Raw genomic sequence first — 16,484 nt, 5'->3', positions numbered from 1 at the left:
TGGTTTACCGCTCTTTTCTCATGAGGAGATATGGTGGCCTAGGGCGAATCGACACTTCGTTGGGGGGAATGCCATGAGAATCTACAGCTTGATCTGGTGTGATCACGATCCTCATCCGAGCGGCGACGTCATCATTCTCAATAGGCACAAGGTCGGTGTCCTTGCTATCGTGCGGGCGATATTTTCTGCCAGGCCTGGGGATGCATTCATATTGAATGGCGCTCTCGGCCTGCGCGAATATTTGTTCGACCTTTGGATTGCCGCCATCATTGCATTGTTCCGCAAAGGCATCACGATCGTCATCTCGGACGCGACCTGGCATCCCCGTGCCGAAGGGGATCGCAGCAAGACCAAGCAATTTCACAGACTTTATGCCTGGTTTCAAAGGAAATTGTTGCTTGCGGCCGAGTCACCCTGGACGTTCTACTGCTTCCTGTCGAAAGCCGAGGTCGATCTATTCCGTCGGGAAACAGGGATTCACGCTGATCGGGTGATTTTCACTAAATTTTGTACGCAACTACCGCCAAACTTAAACGCAATCGCGCCATCGTCCCAAGATGAAAAGGAAGATGTTGTTGTTTTCTCGGGCGGAAACAGCAGCAGGGATTATGAAACCTTGATTGAGGCTGCGCGGGGTTGCGATAAGCGGTTTCTCATCGCGAGTTCCAATATTTACAGCGATTTACCTGATAACGTAACCGTGAAGTGGCTCGATCAACAAGAATATTATGCAGCACTGTCTCGCAGTTCAATCGTGGTGGTCCCGCTCGTTGCCCATCCCAGGCGGTCGGCTGGGCAACAGACTTATTTGAGCGCCATGGCGCTTGGAAAGCTGACGATTGTTTCCGACGTCATGGGTGTGAATGATCACCTCCGCCCCGGTATCGACGCCCTGGTGGTTCCAGCGCATGATGCGCAAGCGTTGAGAAATGCCATCCTGTGGGCGCTCGCAGAAAAAAATGGGGAATCTGTGGAGGCGATTCGAAAATCAGGGATGGATCTGTGTGGCAGCCTGACGTTCGTGGATTATTTCCATCGACTCCAAGCTATCGCCAGATGGGCACCCAAATCGCATTTGGCTTACTCTTCACCGGCGCGTGAATAGCGCATGGTCATCGATGCCCGAGCGAAACACTGACGGTATGCGCGCTGTGCCATAACCCGACGCTCCGATGCGATCTCGAGACGACCCTGACTGGCAGGCCGATCTACGGCGCGTGAATCAGCCCAGGCCGCTGTTCAAGGAGCAGTCGCTGTGGGCCATCTGGGTGTACCGCTACGGCCGCCGCGTCGATGCCCGGTCCGCAGGTTTGCGCAAGCGTCTGCATACCAGGCTGTACTGGCTGTTGTTTCGCTGGGCCGAGACCGTCACGGGCATAAGCCTGCCCAAGGCGGCGCAGATCGGCGGCGGGCTGCGCATCTATCACTTCGGCGGGGTGTTCATTCACCCCGAGGCCAGGATCGGCAGCCACTGCACCCTGCGCCAGGGCGTGACCATCGGCAACAAGACCGAGGGCGGGCCGGTGCCGGTGCTCGAGGACGGGGTGGAGCTTGGCGCCTACGCCCAGGTGATTGGCGGCGTGAGGCTCGGCGCGGGTTGTCGCGTGGGCGCGCTGTCGGTGGTCACGCGCGATGTACCGCCGGGGGTGACCGTGGCGGGCGCCCCGGCACGACCCTTGCATGACCCAAGTGTCGGCACGGTGCCGTCGCCCTGATCGCGGTATGCGGGAGCCTTTATGCAGGTCGCTTACTTCGTCAATCAGTATCCCAAGGTGAGCCATACCTTCATTCGGCGCGAGATTCACGCGCTGGAGCGGCAGGGCATCGCCGTGCAGCGCATCGCCCTGCGTGGCTGGGACACCGACGTGGTCGATGCCGCCGACCGTGCCGAGCGCGAGCGCACCCAGTATGTGCTGCAACAGGGGCTGCGCGGCCTGCTGGCGGCCGTGCTGCGCACCGCGCTGGGGCGTCCGGCCGGACTGATGCGGGCGCTACGTTGGGCCGTACAACTGTCGCGGCACAACGAGCGCGGCCTCGTCTATCACCTGATCTACGTCGCCGAGGCCTGCCGCGTGGTGGAGTGGGCCGAGGCCGCCGGAGCCCGGCATCTGCACGCCCACTTCGGCACCAATTCGGCCGAGGTGGCGCTGCTGGCGCGGTTGCTGGGTGGGCCGTCGTACAGCTTCACCGTGCATGGGCCGGAAGAATTCGACAAGCCGCAGGGCATCCACCTGCGCGAAAAGATCGCGCACAGCAGCTTCGTGGTCGCCATCAGCTCGTTCTGCAGAAGCCAGCTCTATCGCTGGGCGCTGCCTGCGCAGTGGGACAAGATCGAAGTGGTGCGCTGTGGCGTCGAGTCCGCGTTTCATGATGGGGCCGATCCCGCCCCCAACGCGTCACGGCAACTGCTGTGCATCGGGCGGCTGAGCGAGCAGAAGGGCCATCTGCTGCTGATCGAGGCCGCGCAGCTTCTGGCCATGGACGGACTGGACTTCACCCTGGTGCTCGCGGGCGACGGCGAACTGCGCGCCGAGCTGGAGACCGAGATCGAACGCCGCGATCTCGTGGGTCTGGTCCGCATCACCGGCTGGGTCGACAGTGCCGAAGTGCGTCGTCTGCTGCTGGCCTCGCGTGCCCTGGTCGTGTCCAGCTTCGCGGAAGGCTTGCCGGTGGTGGTGATGGAAGCCATGGCCTTGAGCCGCCCGGTGGTGGGCACCCACATTGCCGCCATTCCCGAGTTGGTGGAAGAAGGGCACAGCGGCTGGCTCTGCCCCGCAGGCGACGCGCAGGCGCTGGCCGCGGCGATGCGCCGAGCCCTGGAGACCGACGCCGCGCAGCTCGCCCGCATGGGCGCGCAGGCGCGAGAGGCGGTGCTGGCGCTGCACGACGTGGACCGCGAGGCCCAGCGCCTGGGAGAGCTGTTTCGCACCCGCCATACCGGAGCCGCAGCATGATGCTCACCCTCCAGGTCTTGTTGTGCGCAGTCGGCTTGCTGCTGGCTGTCCCGGCGGTCATTCTTTTGCTGCAGGTGCTGCTGGCGCTGGGAGCGGCGCGGCGGCTTTCGGGGCTCAATATTTCTCGTGCTCAAGCGCAGCCGTTTTCAGGCCGCATCGCCGTGCTCATGCCGGCGCACGACGAGGAGCAGGGCATCGCCGCCGCCATCGCCACCGCGCTGCCGCAGTTGTGCAGCGCCGACCGCGTGCTGGTCGTGGCCGACAACTGCAGCGACGCCACCGCGCAGCGCGCCCGCACAGCCGGCGCCGAAGTGATCGAACGCCACGATACGCAACGACGTGGCAAGGGCTACGCCCTGGCGCATGGCATGCGCCATCTCGCCGCCGACCCGCCCGAGGTGGTGATCGTGCTCGATGCCGACTGTGAGGCCCGGCCCGGCGCGCTGCCGTTGCTGGCGCAACAGGCCTGGGGGCGGCAGCAGCCCATCCAGGCGCACTACCGCATGGATGCGCCGGCCGACGCCGGGCTGATGAGCCATGTCTCGGCCTTCGCCTGGCGCGTCAAAACCCTCGTGCGTCCGCTGGGTTGGGGCGCGCTCGGGCTGCCCTGTCCATTGATGGGCAGCGGCATGGCGTTTCCCTGGGCGCTGCTGGCGCGTTTCGAGCTCGGCTCTTCGCATCTGGTCGAAGACCTGCAGCTCGGTCTCGATCTCACCCGTGCGGGCGCCGCGCCGCGCTTCGAGCCCGCCGCCGAGGTGCGCAGCAGCCTGCCGGGCAGCGGTTCCAGCGCGCGCAAGCAGCGCACCCGCTGGGAGCATGGTCACTTGGGCGTGATGCTGCACGCGGCGCCGCGACTGGTCGCCCGGGCATTGCGCCAGCGCAGCGGCCAGCTTCTCGCCGTGGCCGCTGACCTGATCGTTCCTCCGCTGGCGTTGCTCGCGGTGCTGTTGGCCGCTCTGTTGGCGGTGAGCGGGGTCGCTTGGCTGCTGGCGGGCTGGGTGGCGCCGCTGGTGCTGGCGCTGGCGGCATGTGCGGCGTTCGGAGCTGCCGTGCTCGTCGCGTGGGCTCGCTTCGGTCGAGACATTCTCGGCGCGGGCGAACTCGCGGCCGCGCCGCTGTATGTGCTGTGGAAGATTCCGGTGTACCTGGGCTTTCTGTGGCGACGCGAGCGCGCCTGGGTGCGAACCGAGCGTGAGCAGCGTCGCTGAACGCTGGAGGACACCACCGCCATGACGCCGTCCGCCCCCACCGTCCATCTGTTCGGGCTGAATTTTCAAACCCTTCCCTTCGACGCCGCCGTTCGAGCCATCGCCGCAGCGGCGCAGCGGCGCGAACGCGGCCTGGTCATCACCCCGAACGTCGACCATATCGTCACGGTACAGCAGCGCCCCGAGGTGCGGCAAATCTACCGCGGCGCGCGTTTTCTGTTCGCCGATGGCATGCCGTTGATCTGGGCCAGCCGTCTGATTCGTGGCAAGGCCCTGCCGGGGCGCGTCACCGGGGCCGATCTGCTGCCCGCGTTGTGCGCGCAGGCCGAGGCGATGGGGCTGAGCGTCGCCTTTGTCGGCGGTATGCCGGGTATCGCTGCGCGCGCCGCCGAGGTGATGCGTGCGCGCCATCCGGCCTTGCGGGTGGTGGCGGTGCACTGTCCGCCCTTCGGCTTCGAGGCTGACGCGGCGCAGACGCAGGAGATCATCGAGCTGTGCCGGGCGACGCGCCCCGATCTGCTGTTCTTCGGCGTGGGCGCGCCCAAGCAGGAGATCTGGAGCCATGCCCACCTCGACCAGCTCGACGTCGGCATGGTGCTGTGCATCGGCGCCGCACTCGACTTCGCCGCCGGCACCCTGCAGCGCGCGCCGCAATGGATGCAGCGCAGCGGCCTGGAATGGTTGTGGCGCATGGCGCAGGACCCGAGGCGACTGATCCGGCGCTATCTGCTGCGCGATACCGCCTTCGTTGCCATCGCGTTGCGTGAAATCGTCGGCGGCCTGTTCACGCGGGCGCCGCGCACGCCATGAACGACGCCGTGCTCCCCGCAGCGCTGCAGCAGGCGGTCTCTGCACAGGGCGTTCTGCTGCCCGTGATTCTCTGTGGTGGCGCGGGCACACGTCTGTGGCCGGTGTCGCGCGAACAGCATCCCAAACCCTTCATGCAACTCGCCGACGGTCAGAGTCTGCTGCAGAAAACCTTCGCCCGAGCTGCGGCGCTTCCCGGAGTGGAACAGGTGCTGACCGTGACCAACCGCGAGCTGCTGTTCAAGACCAAGGATGAATACGCCCGGGTGAATCCGAATGGCTTGCCCACCGCCTACATCCTCGAGCCCTACGGTCGCAATACCGCGCCCGCGCTGGCTGCCGCCGCGCTGTGGGCCGAGCAGCATGTCGGCGCGGATGCCACGCTGCTGGTGCTCGCAGCCGATCATCTCATCACACGTCCGGAAGCCTTCGCCCAGGCCACGGCAGAGGCCCGGGTGCTGGCCGAGGCGGGCAACATGGTGACCTTCGGCATCCGCCCCACGGCGCCCGAGACCGGCTATGGCTACATCGAGGCCGACGGCCACCGGGTGCTGCGCTTTGTCGAAAAGCCGCCGCTGGAGCTGGCCGCCGAGTACCTCGCCAGCGGCCGCTACCTGTGGAACAGCGGCATGTTCTGCCTGCGCGTCGACACGGTGCTGCGCGAACTCGCGCAGCATGCCCCCAGTGTGCTCGAAAGCCTGCACGACTGCCTGGGCGCCTCGCCGCAGATCGAGGGCGCGGGGCAGATGCAGGTGGAACTGCAGGCCGAGACCTTCCGGTACGCGCCTGACATCTCCATCGACTACGCCCTGATGGAAAACTCGCGCAACGTCGCCGTGGTGCCATGCGACATCGGCTGGAGCGACATCGGCTCCTGGACCGCTCTGAGCGAGCTGCAGACCGCCGACGACCAGGGCAACCGCGTCCACGGCGAGGCGCTGATGCACGACGTGCACGACTGCTATGTGCAGAGCCCGCAGCGTGTGGTGGGGCTGGTCGGGGTGCGCGATCTGATCGTCGTCGACACCCCCGACGCGGTGCTGGTGGCCGACCGCCGCCACGCGCAGGACGTCAGGCAGATCACCGCCCAGCTCAAGGCCAACGGCCACGAAGCCTACCGGCTGCACCGCGAAGTGCATCGGCCCTGGGGGACTTACACCGTGCTCGAGGAGGGCGCGCAGTTCAAGATCAAGCGCATCGTGGTCAAGCCCAAGCGCGCGCTGTCGCTGCAGATGCACCACCATCGCAGCGAGCACTGGATCGTGGTTTCGGGCACGGCGCGCGTGGTCAACGGCGAGCAGTCGATGCTCGTGCGCACCAACGAGTCCACCTACATTCCTGCGGGCATCCGCCATCGGCTGGAAAACCCGGGCATCCTCGATCTGGTCATGATCGAAGTGCAGAGCGGCGCCTACCTTGGCGAGGACGACATCGTGCGCTTCGAGGACGCTTACGGGCGGCATTGATCGCGCCGTGCCCGAAGCTGGAGGATGCAGGACGGCCCATCGCACGATCCACAGGATCGCAGCCTGTGCCGGACGGACCCACGAGGGATGTTTCGCATCAAAATGGTGCGTTTAGCATCAAATAAGTGCACGTTCCCGTTGCTTTCCCCGAAGTTCGCGACAGATTAGGAAATTTCTGACAAAAAAAGCAGCCTTTTCCGATGGGGGCCGCGGGGCGGGGTCGCTAGCATGGCGCCTCGATGATCCGTGCCGCAGCTTGCTCGGCGCGGGTCTTTTGGCATGCCATGCGGGCCGAGGTGAGCGAAACACCTGGCGGGCCCGGAGAAAATCATCATGAATTCAATTCAGCGTCTTTCGATCGCCGTCGGCCTGATGGCCTCGCTCGGCGGCTGTGGTGGCGGCACCTCCAGTTCCGTCGACGGCACCAGCCCCAGCGCCGCGGTCAACACGAGCACCACGGCCACCTCAACGCAGACCAGTTCGTCTGCCGAAACCCCGACGGTCGTCTCGATCTCGACTGCAACCCCCGCACCGACGGCTGCACCCACGACCGCCTCCTCAACGTCCATCACCCGTGTGTTCGCACCGAGCAGCTTCTGGTACCAGCCGATTCCGTCGAACGCGACCCTCAACCCGTTGTCCGCTGACTATGCCAAGAACCTGGTGGCGCAGATCGTCAACCGCTACAACGGCACCACCGCGCTCAACACCACCAGCTACGCCGCGCCGATCTATTTCGTGCAGACGATGGGGGGGGGCAAGACGGTGACCTGGCAGGACGGCATGCCCATCTACCCCGTGTCGCAGACGGTCGACGTCGGCTTCAACGACTGTCAGAACAAGGGCTGGACCGACCCCAATCTGATCGCGCAATGGAAGGGCGTGCCCATACCCGCAGGTGCCACCGAAGCCCTGGGCACCGACAGCGAGATGTCCATCTACGACATCAGCACCAAGACCCTGTGGGATTTCTGGGTCATGAGGCAGAGCAACGGCCAGTGGACGGCATGCTGGGGCGGGCGCATCCAAAATACCACGCAGAGCGATGGCATCTACCCCAATCCCTACGGCACCACGGCCACCGGACTGCCTTTCATCGGCGGCGAGATCACGGCACAGGAGTTGAAGAACGGCGCCATCAACCACGTCATCGGCATCTCTCTTCCCAGCCCGGCCAAGTATCCCACCCTCTCCTGGCCTGCGAACCGCACCGATGGCTACAACCTCGACAATCAGGTCAACGCCATTCCCGAGGGCACGCGCATGCGCCTCGATCCCAGCGTGAACGTTGATGCGCTACCTCTGACGCCGGTGGGCAAGATCATCGCCAAGGCGGCGCAGAAGTACGGCTTCGTCGTTTGGGACACGGCGGGCAATGTCTCGCTGCGCGCAGTCAACCCCATGACCTACACCCTCGCGGGGGCGGCCGATCCCTATCCCGCCCTGTTCGGTGGCCTTGCCTACTGGCAGGTACTGCAGAACTTCCCGTGGGACAAGATGCAGTTCATGCCCAAGGACTACGGCAAGCCCTGAGCACGGCAACAGGCACGGATTCTGCTGGCTACGATCCACCGCTTGGCGCGTTTTTGCGCTGCGCGGTGATCATCGTTCCCCCTGAGCCTGCATGACTCCCCATCATCTCTGGATCGCCATCACCGACTTCGGCGACAGCGCCGTTCTCATCCCCCTGGCGGGTGTGGTGGTGATGTGGATCGCGCAGCGTCACGGCTTGCGACTGGCGGTGCTCTGGGGCGTTTTGCTCGGACTCGATGCGGGTGTCGTGGCGTTGACCAAAATCGCGTTCATGGGCTGGGGCATTCATCCGCCGGGGCTGGATTTCACCGGCCTCAGCGGCCACAGCGCTCTGTCCATGCTGGTGTGGCCCACCATCGGCGCGCTGCTGGCCGCTGGGCAGGGATTGGCGATGCGCAGGGTGCTGACGTTGCTGGGCTTTCTGCTGGCTGCGGCCATCGTGATGTCGCGGCTGGCCATCGACGTACATACCCCGCCCGAGGCGGCTCTGGGCGCGCTCTGGGGCGCGGCGCTGGCGCTGTTGTTCCTGGTGCCTCTGGGGCGGGCAACGCCGACTCGCTCGGCGCTTGCCGTCTGGCTGCTGCCGCTGGCGCTGGCCTTGCCGCTGGTGTTGACCTATGGCCGCATCTTCCCGACCAATGCGCTGCTGGAAACCGTGGCCTGCGCGCTCAGCGGACGCGCCCAGCCCTACACCCGCGCCGACCTGCCATGCGGCCGCATTCCCGGCGGGGCCGCGCTCACATCATCCGCGTGCGCAGATTCATCAGGATGACCAGGGTGCCGCCCACCATCAGCAGGATGATGAGGGTGGAGAACAGGATGAGCTGCAGGTCGTCGCGGGCGGACTTGCCCAAGTCGATGTGCAGGAAGAAGCGGAAGTGCGCGATCACCTGCAACAGCCCCAGGCCGAACACGATGCCCAGCAGCACATGCGGCGGCGCCACCTGCCACAGCACGGCGGCGAAGGCAGCGCCGGTCAGCAGCAGCGCGAGTGCCAGGCCAATGAGGTAGCTGCGCAGGTCATGCCGATAGGTCTCGATGTGCTCGCTCATTTGATCAGCCCCTGCAGATAGACGACGGAGAAAATGCCCACCCAGATGATGTCGAGAAAGTGCCAGAACAGGGCCAGTCGCATCAGGTTGGTTTTCACACGGGTGTCGAGCCCGAACACGGCGATCTGCACCATCATCACCACCATCCAGATGCAGCCGCTGAGCACATGCAGGCCGTGGGTGGACACCAGGATGAAAAAGCCCGAGAGAAAGCCGCTGCGGTCCGGCCCGGCGCCTGCGGCGATCATGGTGGCGAAGTCGCGCAGCTCCATGGCGATGAAGCCCAGGCCGAGCAGCAGCGTCACCGCCAGCCAGCCGACCAGCTTTCCAGTGCCGCGACCGTATTTCATGGAGAGCGAGGCCATGCCGAAGGTGAAACTGCTCGCCAGCAGCAGCATGGTCTCGATGAAGGCGCTCCTCATGTCGTACACCTCGGCTGGCCCCGGCCCGCCGGCGGTGCCGTGCAGCAGCACGCCGTAGTTGGCGAACAGCAGCGAGAAGATGATGGCGTCGCTCATCAGGAACACCCAGAAGCCGAACAGCGGCCCCACCGCCTTGATGTGGGTGTGCGGGTCGGTGTGGTGCAGGTTGAGGCCGGGATGCAGGCGGGCGCTGATGTTCATGTCATGGTCTCCGCAAGGCCCTTGTTCTCGGGCGTGAATTCAAGGTCGCGATCGATCGCGCGCACGCTGTGGGCCTGTTCGAGCCAGGCGCGCTGCTCGGCCTCGATCTCTTCCGCGGGAATGATCCTTTCCGTGTCGCGCACGAAGCTGCGCGCGATGACCGCGCCCCAGATCACCACCAGCGCGGCGATCGCCAGCCACCAGATGTGCCACACCAGCCCGAAGGCGCAGGCCGCGCCAGCCAGCCCCACCACCGGGCCCACGGCACTGTTCTTCGGCACGCCGATGTCTTCGTACTTCGCCGGCGCGCGGTAGGCCGCGCCCTCTTCCTTCTGCGCCGTGAAGGCGTCGCGCCCGTGCACCTGCGGCACGACGGCGAAGTTGTATTCGGGCGCCGGGGCGGGTATGGCCCATTCGAGCCCGCGGCCGTCCCAGGGGTCTCCGACTGGCACGCGGTTGTGCTCGCGGTCGCGCACCGAAATCCACAACTGCACGAACAGGCTGGCCAGACCGCTGAACAGCAGCAGCGCACCGAAGGCCGCGACGATCAGCCAGGGCAGGAAGCCGTTGTTGAACACCTCGACCGACCGGCGCGGCATGCCTTCGAGCCCCAGCACATACAGCGGCATGAAGGCGAGGTAGAAGCCGGCCACCCAGCAGAAGAACGCGATGCGCCCCCAGCGTTCGTTCAGGCGAAAGCCGAAGGCCTTGGGAAACCAGAATTCATACCCGGCGATCATGCCGTAAAGTAGGCCGGGAATGAGCATGTTGTGAAAGTGCGCGACCAGAAACACGGTGTTGTGCACCATGAAGTCCAGAGGCGGCACCGCGAGGATGATGCCCGTCATGCCGCCGATGACGAAGGTGACCAGAAAAGCCAGCGAGAAGAGCATGGGCACGCTGAAGCGCACGCGGCCGCGGTACATGGTGAACAGCCAATCGTAGATCTTCACCCCGGTCGGGATGCCGATGGTCATGGTGGCGATGCTGAAGAAGGCGTTGATGTTTGCGTCCTGCCCCATGGTGAAGAAGTGGTGCAGCCACACCGTGAACGACAGCACGGCGATCGCCATGGTGGCCCATACCAGCGAGGTGTAGCCGTACAGCCGCTTGGAGGAGAACACCGCGATCACCTCCGAATACACGCCGAAGGCCGGCAGGATGAGGATGTACACCTCCGGGTGACCGAACAGCCAGAACAGGTTGGCGTAGTTCATCATGTTGCCGCCCATGCCGTTGGTGAAAAAATGCGTGCCCACGTAGCGATCGAGCGCGAGCAGCACGGTGGCCACGGTCAGCGGCGGCATGGCGAAGATCATCAGGATGCTGGTGCACAGCGCCGTCCAGGTGAACAGCGGCATGTCCATGAGCTTCATGCCCGGCGCTCGGCCCTTGTAGATGGTCACGGCGAAGTTGATGCCGGTGAGCATGGTGCCGATGGAGCTGAGCGTCACCGCCCAGATCCAGTAGTCGGGCCCCACGCCGGGCTGAAACGCCATTTCGGTGTACGGCGGGTAGCCGCTCCAGCCGCCGGTAGAGAACTTGCCCAGCACCAACGACATCATCATGATGCCGGCGCCGCCGCCGGTCAGCCACAGGCTGATGGAGTTGAGCAGCGGAAAGGCCACGTCGCGTGCGCCGATCTGCAGCGGCATGGCGTAGTTGATCAGCCCGGTGAGAAACGGCATGGCCATGAAAAAGATCATGATGGTGCCGTGGGTGGTGAACAGCTGGCCGAAATGCTCCGGGGCGAGGAAGCCCGGCTGGTTCACCGCGTCGGCCTGCTGCAGCCGCATGAGCACGCCCTCGATCACGGCGCGCGTGAGCATCACCAGCGCCAGCACGATGTACATGATGCCGATGCGCTTGTGATCGACGCTGGTGAACCACTCCGTCCACAGGTAGCGCCACTTTTTCAGATAGGTGATGAGACCGAAGGTCACCACCGCGCCCAGCACCGCGATGCTGGCGCCGGTGGCGGCCACCGCGCTGTAGGTGGGAAGCGCTTGCAGGGTGAGGTTGCCGAGCAGCAGATGCCCGATACCGCCGGTGTCAGTCATGGCTGGCCTTCGCGTCTTGAGTGGCGGGCGCGTCGGCCCGGGTCTTTTGCAACTGCTCGGCGCACATGGGGCAGAAGTGGCCAATCACCTGGTAGAACAGCCCCGGCGTGACGTTGCCGAACTGCTCGGGCGCGGGCAGCACCGAGGGCTTGGCCAGCAGGGCATAGCGGGCGGCGTCAAGCGTCTGGCCGTTCGAGCGCACCTGCTCCACCCAGTGGGCGAACTGCGCCGCGCTGACCGCATGCACCTGGAATTTCTGCTTCTGGAAACCGTCTCCGTTGTACTGTGTGTTCTCGCCCAGATACGTGCCGGTGTGGCTCGCCAGCATGTTCAGTTGCGTGCGCATGCCGGCCATGGCGTAGATCTGCCCAGCCAGCTCGGGCACCAGCAGCGACTGCATCACCGTGTCGCTCGTCAGGCTCATGTGCACCGGCCGGTTGGCGGGAATGACCAGCTCGTTGACGGTGGCGATGTGCTCCTGCGGGTAGATGAACAGCCACTTCCAGTCCATGCCGATGACCTGCACGTCCAGTGGGGCCGAGGCCGACGCGATCGGGCGGTAAGGATCGAGCCGGTGTGACTGCTGCCAGACGATCACTCCCAGCGCGATGACGATCAGCACCGGCACGCCCCACACCAGAATTTCCAACGGCAGCGAAAACTCCCAGCGCGGACGATAGACCGCACGCGTGTTGCCGCGCCGGTAGCGCCAGGCGAACAGCGGCGTGAGGATGAACACCGGCACCACCACGATCAGCATGAGCAGCACCGTGATGAGCAGCGTATGGCGGTCGTCTGCGGCGATGGGCCCGTGCGGATGCAGAAAGCTGCCATGGCCCATGCCGCTGCAGCCGGCAAGCAGCAGGGCGCCCAGCAGAATCATCCAGCGCCAGCGGCGCGCGGGTCGTTCAATCGCAGCGAGTCGATGCATGGAGAGCCTGCCCTCGGGGTGGGAAGTGCACGGGCGGCGCGGAGTGAATACGGACCGGCCCATCGTCCAACGCCAGGTTGGATGTCTTCATCATCGGCGGCGATTCGGCGATTGCCGCTAAAAAATGGAAGCGATGTAACCGGATGAGTGCTGCCGTGTTGCCGATCATGTCGGCCCGAGCCGCGTGCGAAGGCGCCGCCCGGCAGAGGCACGGGCCACCCTTCGGGCTGGGCGTCAGGGCTTGCCCGGGCCGCGCGGCCGATGATGCAAAGAATTACGCAATAACGCAGTTATTCGCGTCTGCGTGGGCCATTCACAGCTTCTCAGTCCTCGACCGGACTGACATGCACACCGACCTTCAGGGTGTGTTCGCCGCCGCCGCGGATGACGCCGCGCAGCGGCGAGACGTCGGCGAAGTCGCGGCCCAGTGCGATGCGTACATAGTCGGCGGCGGGCTGGCGGTTGTTGGTGGGATCGAACTCGACCCAGCCGTTCACCGGGCACCATACCGACACCCAGGCGTGTGAGGCATCGGCGCCGACGAGCTGTTCCTCGCCGGGCCTGGGGTGGGAGCGCAGATAGCCGCTGACGTAGCGCGCGGCCAGTCCCAGGCTGCGCAGCGCGGAAATCATCACGTGGGCGTAGTCCTGGCAGACCCCGGCGCGCAGTTCGAGTGCCTGCGGGGCGCGGGTCTGGACTTCGGTGCTCTCGGGGTTGTAGGTGAAGTCGGCGTGGATGCGCTGCATCAGGTCGCGCGCGCCTTCGAGCAGCGGCCGGCCCGGTGCGAAGCTGGGCGCGGCATAGGCCGCGGCCGCAGTGAACACCGGGGCGAAATGGGTGCCGAAGGTGAACTCTGACTCGGCCACATAAGGCCTGTCGGCGCGGTAGAGCAGTTGTTCGCGCACCTGCTCCCAGGCGGGGCTGACGCCCCAGTCGGGCGCATCGGGCGGGCGCACCCGCACCAGACTGGTGGCGCGCACGGTCAGGGTGTCGTGCGGGCTGTAGTAGGCGAAGAACTCACGGGCGTTGCCGAACACGTCGACCTCGCTGCGGCGGTGGCCGGGTTCGGGGTGAATGTCGCATGCATGGTCGACGCGCTGCTGCACGCCATTGTCGAGCGGGCAGAGGTGGGCCAGATGGTGCGCCAGCTCGACCGGGGTGGCGTAGGTGTAGGCGGTTTCGTGCACCACGCGGTAGAGCACGGCGGCGGCCGGGTCGGCCTCACCCAGAGACGGCGGGGTCGGGGCGTCTTGCGTCATGCGTTCGGCTTTCAGTACCCGCCCAGGGTGCGGTCGGGGGCGTTGGCGTGGGCGAAATAGCGGCGGCTGATCTCGTCGGACAGGCGCCAGGCGCCCTCGATGCTCTGCGTCAGCGTGAGCTCCAGCCAGGCGTAGTGACTATCCTGGTTGTGGGTGCAGAGCTCGGGCAGATGCCAGTCGTCGGGGTCGGGGGCGAGGGCGAGCAGCGCCTCCTTGTCGGCAGCCTCGCCGGGCAGCTTGGCCATGCGTGCCCGCAGGGTCTGCGCCACCCAGCCAAGGGCGCGGGGGTTCTCGCGGTCGAGCATTAGCAGGTCGAGCAGCGGCGGAATTTCCAGCCGCTTCTGGTAGAGCGCGCGGTAGGTGATGGTGCTGTCGAACAAGGCCAGCAGCAGGTTGAAGCCGCTGTCGGTGTGGACCGCGTTGGTGCGGAAGGCTAGGCTCAGTGCTTCGCCCAGCAGGGTCAGGCGCTCGATGTGGCGGCCGATGCTCAGCAGTCGCCAGCCATCGTCGCGGGTCATGCGGTCGGTCTGCGCGCCGGTGATGGCGCTGAGGATTTCGGTGAGCTGCTCCAGGCCGCGCAGCGCCTGTGCGGCCTGCAATTCGTCGCGCCGGGCGGCGGCGGGCAGCAGTTCGAGCGCGGTGGCCGAGGCGATCCACTGCCGGTGATCGCCGCCCAAGCGCTCGCGCACCTGGGTGGCGGCGAAGCCGAGCGCCTGGATGTTCTGCACGATGCCCCCGGCATGCTGCCCCGGGGTGAGGCCGCGCACGATGCAGCGCTCGAAGCCGTGCGGGTTGTCGCTCAGCGAGGGCGACTCGGGTTCGATCAGCCCGGCCTGGCGACACCACGAGTCGACCATGTCGCGCACCGCGGGGCCGAGGTCGTCGTCGCCCGAGAGCGCGCGCAGGGTGATGCGCGCCAGCCGCGCGCTGTATTCGGCGCGTTCGCTGTAGCGGCCCAGCCAGAACAGGTTTTCGGCCGCGCGGCTGGTGACCACACGGTGATGGTTCACCAGATCCTGCGGCCGCATCGGCGGGGGCAGAAGGGTGGAGTCGTCGACCGCGTCGCCAGTGATGACCCAGGCGTCCTGGCTGCTGCCGCCGCGCTGCATCGACACGGTGTTGCCGCCGCGCGGCGCGGTGCGCACCAGACCGCCAGGCAACACCCGCCAGCCGCCCTGGCCGTCGGACAGGGCATAGACGCGCAACATGGCGGCGCGCGCGGCCAGGCGGTCGTCGCTCCATACCGGCACCTGCGGCAGCGGCTGGTATTGCTGCAGCGTGACGCGCGCCGGGTCGGCATGCACGCGCTCGCGCCAGGCGGGAAGCTGGCCGTAGTCGAGGCTGGCCATCACCGTCGGCTCGAAGCCGCAATCGGCGTGCACCGGCTTGATGACCCATGAGCGCAGATCGTCCAGCGGCGCGTCGCACACACCCGGCTCGCCGCACCACCAGGTGGGCAGCGAGGGCAGCTTGAGCGGCTCGCCCAGCAGGGTTTCGCACAGCTTGGGCAGAAAGCCCTGCACCGCGGGCGATTCGAGAAAACCGGCCCCCAGCGCATTGGCCACGAGCACATGGCCGGCGCGCACCGCCTGCAGCAGCCCGGCCACGCCCAGCATCGAGTCGGGGCGCAACTCCAGCGGGTCGCAGAAACTGTCGTCGAGCCGCCGCAGTACCACATGCACCGGCTCCAGGCCGCGCAGGGTCTTGAGGTAGAGCCGGTCTTCACGCACGGTCAGGTCGCTGCCCTCGGCCAGGGTGATGCCCAGGTAGCGCGCCAGATACACCTGCTCGAAATAGGTTTCGCTGTAGGGGCCGGGGGTGAGCAGCACCACGCGGCTGCCGCTGCCGCCGGGCGACAGGCGCAGCAGGGTGTCCATCAGCAGTCGGTAGCTCGCTGCCAGGCGCTGCACCTTGAGCTGGGTGAAGGCGTCGGGGAACAGGCGCGAGATGAGGATGCGGTTTTCCAGCAGATAGCCCAGCCCGGACGGGGCTTGCACCCGCTGGTTGACTACGCGCCACACCCCGTCGGGCCCGCGCGCCAGATCGAAGGCGGCGATGTGCAGCCAGACGTTGCCCGGCGGCGCGTGCCCGTGCACCGCGCGCAGATAGCCGGGGTGGCCCTGCACCAGCGCCGGGGGCAGCAGGCCTTCCTTGAGGGTGCGCTGCGCGCCAGTGTAGATGTCGGCCAGAATGGCGTTGAGCAAGGCGGCGCGCTGCGCGGCCCCGGCGGAAATCTGTTTCCACGCGGCGGCGTCGATCAGCAGCGGGAACAGATCGACCGACCAAGCTCGCACCGCCTGTGCCGCGTCGGCGTGGACGTTGTAGGTCACGCCGTCGTCGTGAATCTGCTGCAGCAGTTGCTGCTGACGCGCGCCCAGGGCGTCGAAGCCGCCGGGGCCGAGCAGGCGGAAGAACTGCTCCCACATCGGCGTCAGCGGCGTGCCGGTGGCGCCGTCGGAGACGCGGCCGCGCAGCTCGTCCCAATGGCCCGGAAGCACGGACGCGGCCAGGTCGCGCGCGAGCGCCGCGCATTCATCGCCCGGATCGGCGTGGTCCTGGGAAGGGTTCTGGAACAGGCTGGCCATGAGGCA

14 protein-coding genes are annotated in these 16,484 nt (G+C 66.3%); 8 read left to right on the top strand and 6 right to left on the bottom strand.

From position 1 onward, the window contains the following. Window positions 1-73 precede the first annotated feature (73 nt). The 8 genes from ASC45_RS13715 (at window position 74) to ASC45_RS13680 (ending at window position 8,740) form a co-directional block, all read left to right on the top strand. Complete coding sequence (locus tag ASC45_RS13715; RefSeq protein ID WP_167344859.1) at window positions 74-1,105, top strand: glycosyltransferase; 1,032 nt, start codon at window positions 74-76, stop codon at window positions 1,103-1,105. Between the two features lie 67 nt (window positions 1,106-1,172). Beyond that, on the top strand, window positions 1,173-1,715 hold the full coding sequence (locus ASC45_RS13710; protein ID WP_055451600.1) for a serine O-acetyltransferase: 543 nt from the start codon (window positions 1,173-1,175) through the stop codon (window positions 1,713-1,715). A 21-nt stretch (window positions 1,716-1,736) separates the two neighbouring features. Then, window positions 1,737-2,954 (top strand): glycosyltransferase family 4 protein, encoded by a 1,218-nt coding sequence (locus ASC45_RS13705; protein WP_055451599.1) that lies wholly within the window; start codon window positions 1,737-1,739, stop codon window positions 2,952-2,954. After that, window positions 2,951-4,162, top strand: a complete 1,212-nt coding sequence (locus ASC45_RS13700; RefSeq protein WP_055451598.1) for a glycosyltransferase family 2 protein — start codon at window positions 2,951-2,953, stop codon at window positions 4,160-4,162. The genes ASC45_RS13705 and ASC45_RS13700 overlap by 4 nt, the downstream gene beginning before the upstream one ends. Window positions 4,163-4,183: 21 nt before the next feature. Next, window positions 4,184-4,972, top strand: a complete 789-nt coding sequence (locus ASC45_RS13695) for a WecB/TagA/CpsF family glycosyltransferase (RefSeq protein WP_055451597.1) — start codon at window positions 4,184-4,186, stop codon at window positions 4,970-4,972. Then, window positions 4,969-6,435, top strand: a complete 1,467-nt coding sequence (locus ASC45_RS13690) for a mannose-1-phosphate guanylyltransferase/mannose-6-phosphate isomerase (protein WP_055451596.1) — start codon at window positions 4,969-4,971, stop codon at window positions 6,433-6,435. The genes ASC45_RS13695 and ASC45_RS13690 overlap by 4 nt, the downstream gene beginning before the upstream one ends. A 333-nt stretch (window positions 6,436-6,768) precedes the next feature. Continuing rightward, a complete protein-coding gene (locus ASC45_RS13685; RefSeq protein WP_055451595.1) occupies window positions 6,769-7,968 on the top strand; it encodes a hypothetical protein in 1,200 nt (399 codons plus the stop codon). A gap of 91 nt (window positions 7,969-8,059) precedes the next feature. Continuing rightward, complete coding sequence (locus ASC45_RS13680; RefSeq protein ID WP_055451594.1) at window positions 8,060-8,740, top strand: phosphatase PAP2 family protein; 681 nt, start codon at window positions 8,060-8,062, stop codon at window positions 8,738-8,740. Here the strand turns inward: ASC45_RS13680 and ASC45_RS13675 are convergent. From ASC45_RS13675 to ASC45_RS13650, 6 genes are all read right to left on the bottom strand, one after another. Then, complete coding sequence (locus ASC45_RS13675; RefSeq protein ID WP_055451593.1) at window positions 8,706-9,020, bottom strand: cytochrome o ubiquinol oxidase subunit IV; 315 nt, start codon at window positions 9,018-9,020, stop codon at window positions 8,706-8,708. The genes ASC45_RS13680 and ASC45_RS13675 overlap by 35 nt on opposite strands. Continuing rightward, window positions 9,017-9,643 (bottom strand): cytochrome o ubiquinol oxidase subunit III, encoded by a 627-nt coding sequence (cyoC, locus tag ASC45_RS13670; RefSeq protein WP_055451592.1) that lies wholly within the window; start codon window positions 9,641-9,643, stop codon window positions 9,017-9,019. Before cyoC ends, ASC45_RS13675 begins: the two co-directional genes overlap by 4 nt. Further along, a complete protein-coding gene (locus tag ASC45_RS13665; RefSeq protein ID WP_425427638.1) occupies window positions 9,640-11,673 on the bottom strand; it encodes a cbb3-type cytochrome c oxidase subunit I in 2,034 nt (677 codons plus the stop codon). Before ASC45_RS13665 ends, cyoC begins: the two co-directional genes overlap by 4 nt. Before the next feature lie 22 nt (window positions 11,674-11,695). Further along, entirely contained in the window at window positions 11,696-12,634 is a 939-nt protein-coding gene (gene cyoA, locus ASC45_RS13660; protein ID WP_245610069.1) for a ubiquinol oxidase subunit II, read from the bottom strand. Between the two features lie 323 nt (window positions 12,635-12,957). Then, complete coding sequence (locus tag ASC45_RS13655) at window positions 12,958-13,893, bottom strand: transglutaminase family protein (protein WP_055451590.1); 936 nt, start codon at window positions 13,891-13,893, stop codon at window positions 12,958-12,960. A gap of 11 nt (window positions 13,894-13,904) precedes the next feature. Then, window positions 13,905-16,478, bottom strand: coding sequence for a circularly permuted type 2 ATP-grasp protein (locus ASC45_RS13650; RefSeq protein ID WP_055451589.1), 2,574 nt, complete (start codon window positions 16,476-16,478; stop codon window positions 13,905-13,907). Window positions 16,479-16,484 lie beyond the last annotated feature (6 nt).

This window comes from Thiomonas bhubaneswarensis, assembly GCF_001418255.1.
Lineage (GTDB): Bacteria > Pseudomonadota > Gammaproteobacteria > Burkholderiales > Burkholderiaceae_C > Thiomonas > Thiomonas bhubaneswarensis.
Note: the sequence above shows the minus strand (reverse complement) of the source record. Positions and strands in the feature narration are given on the sequence as shown.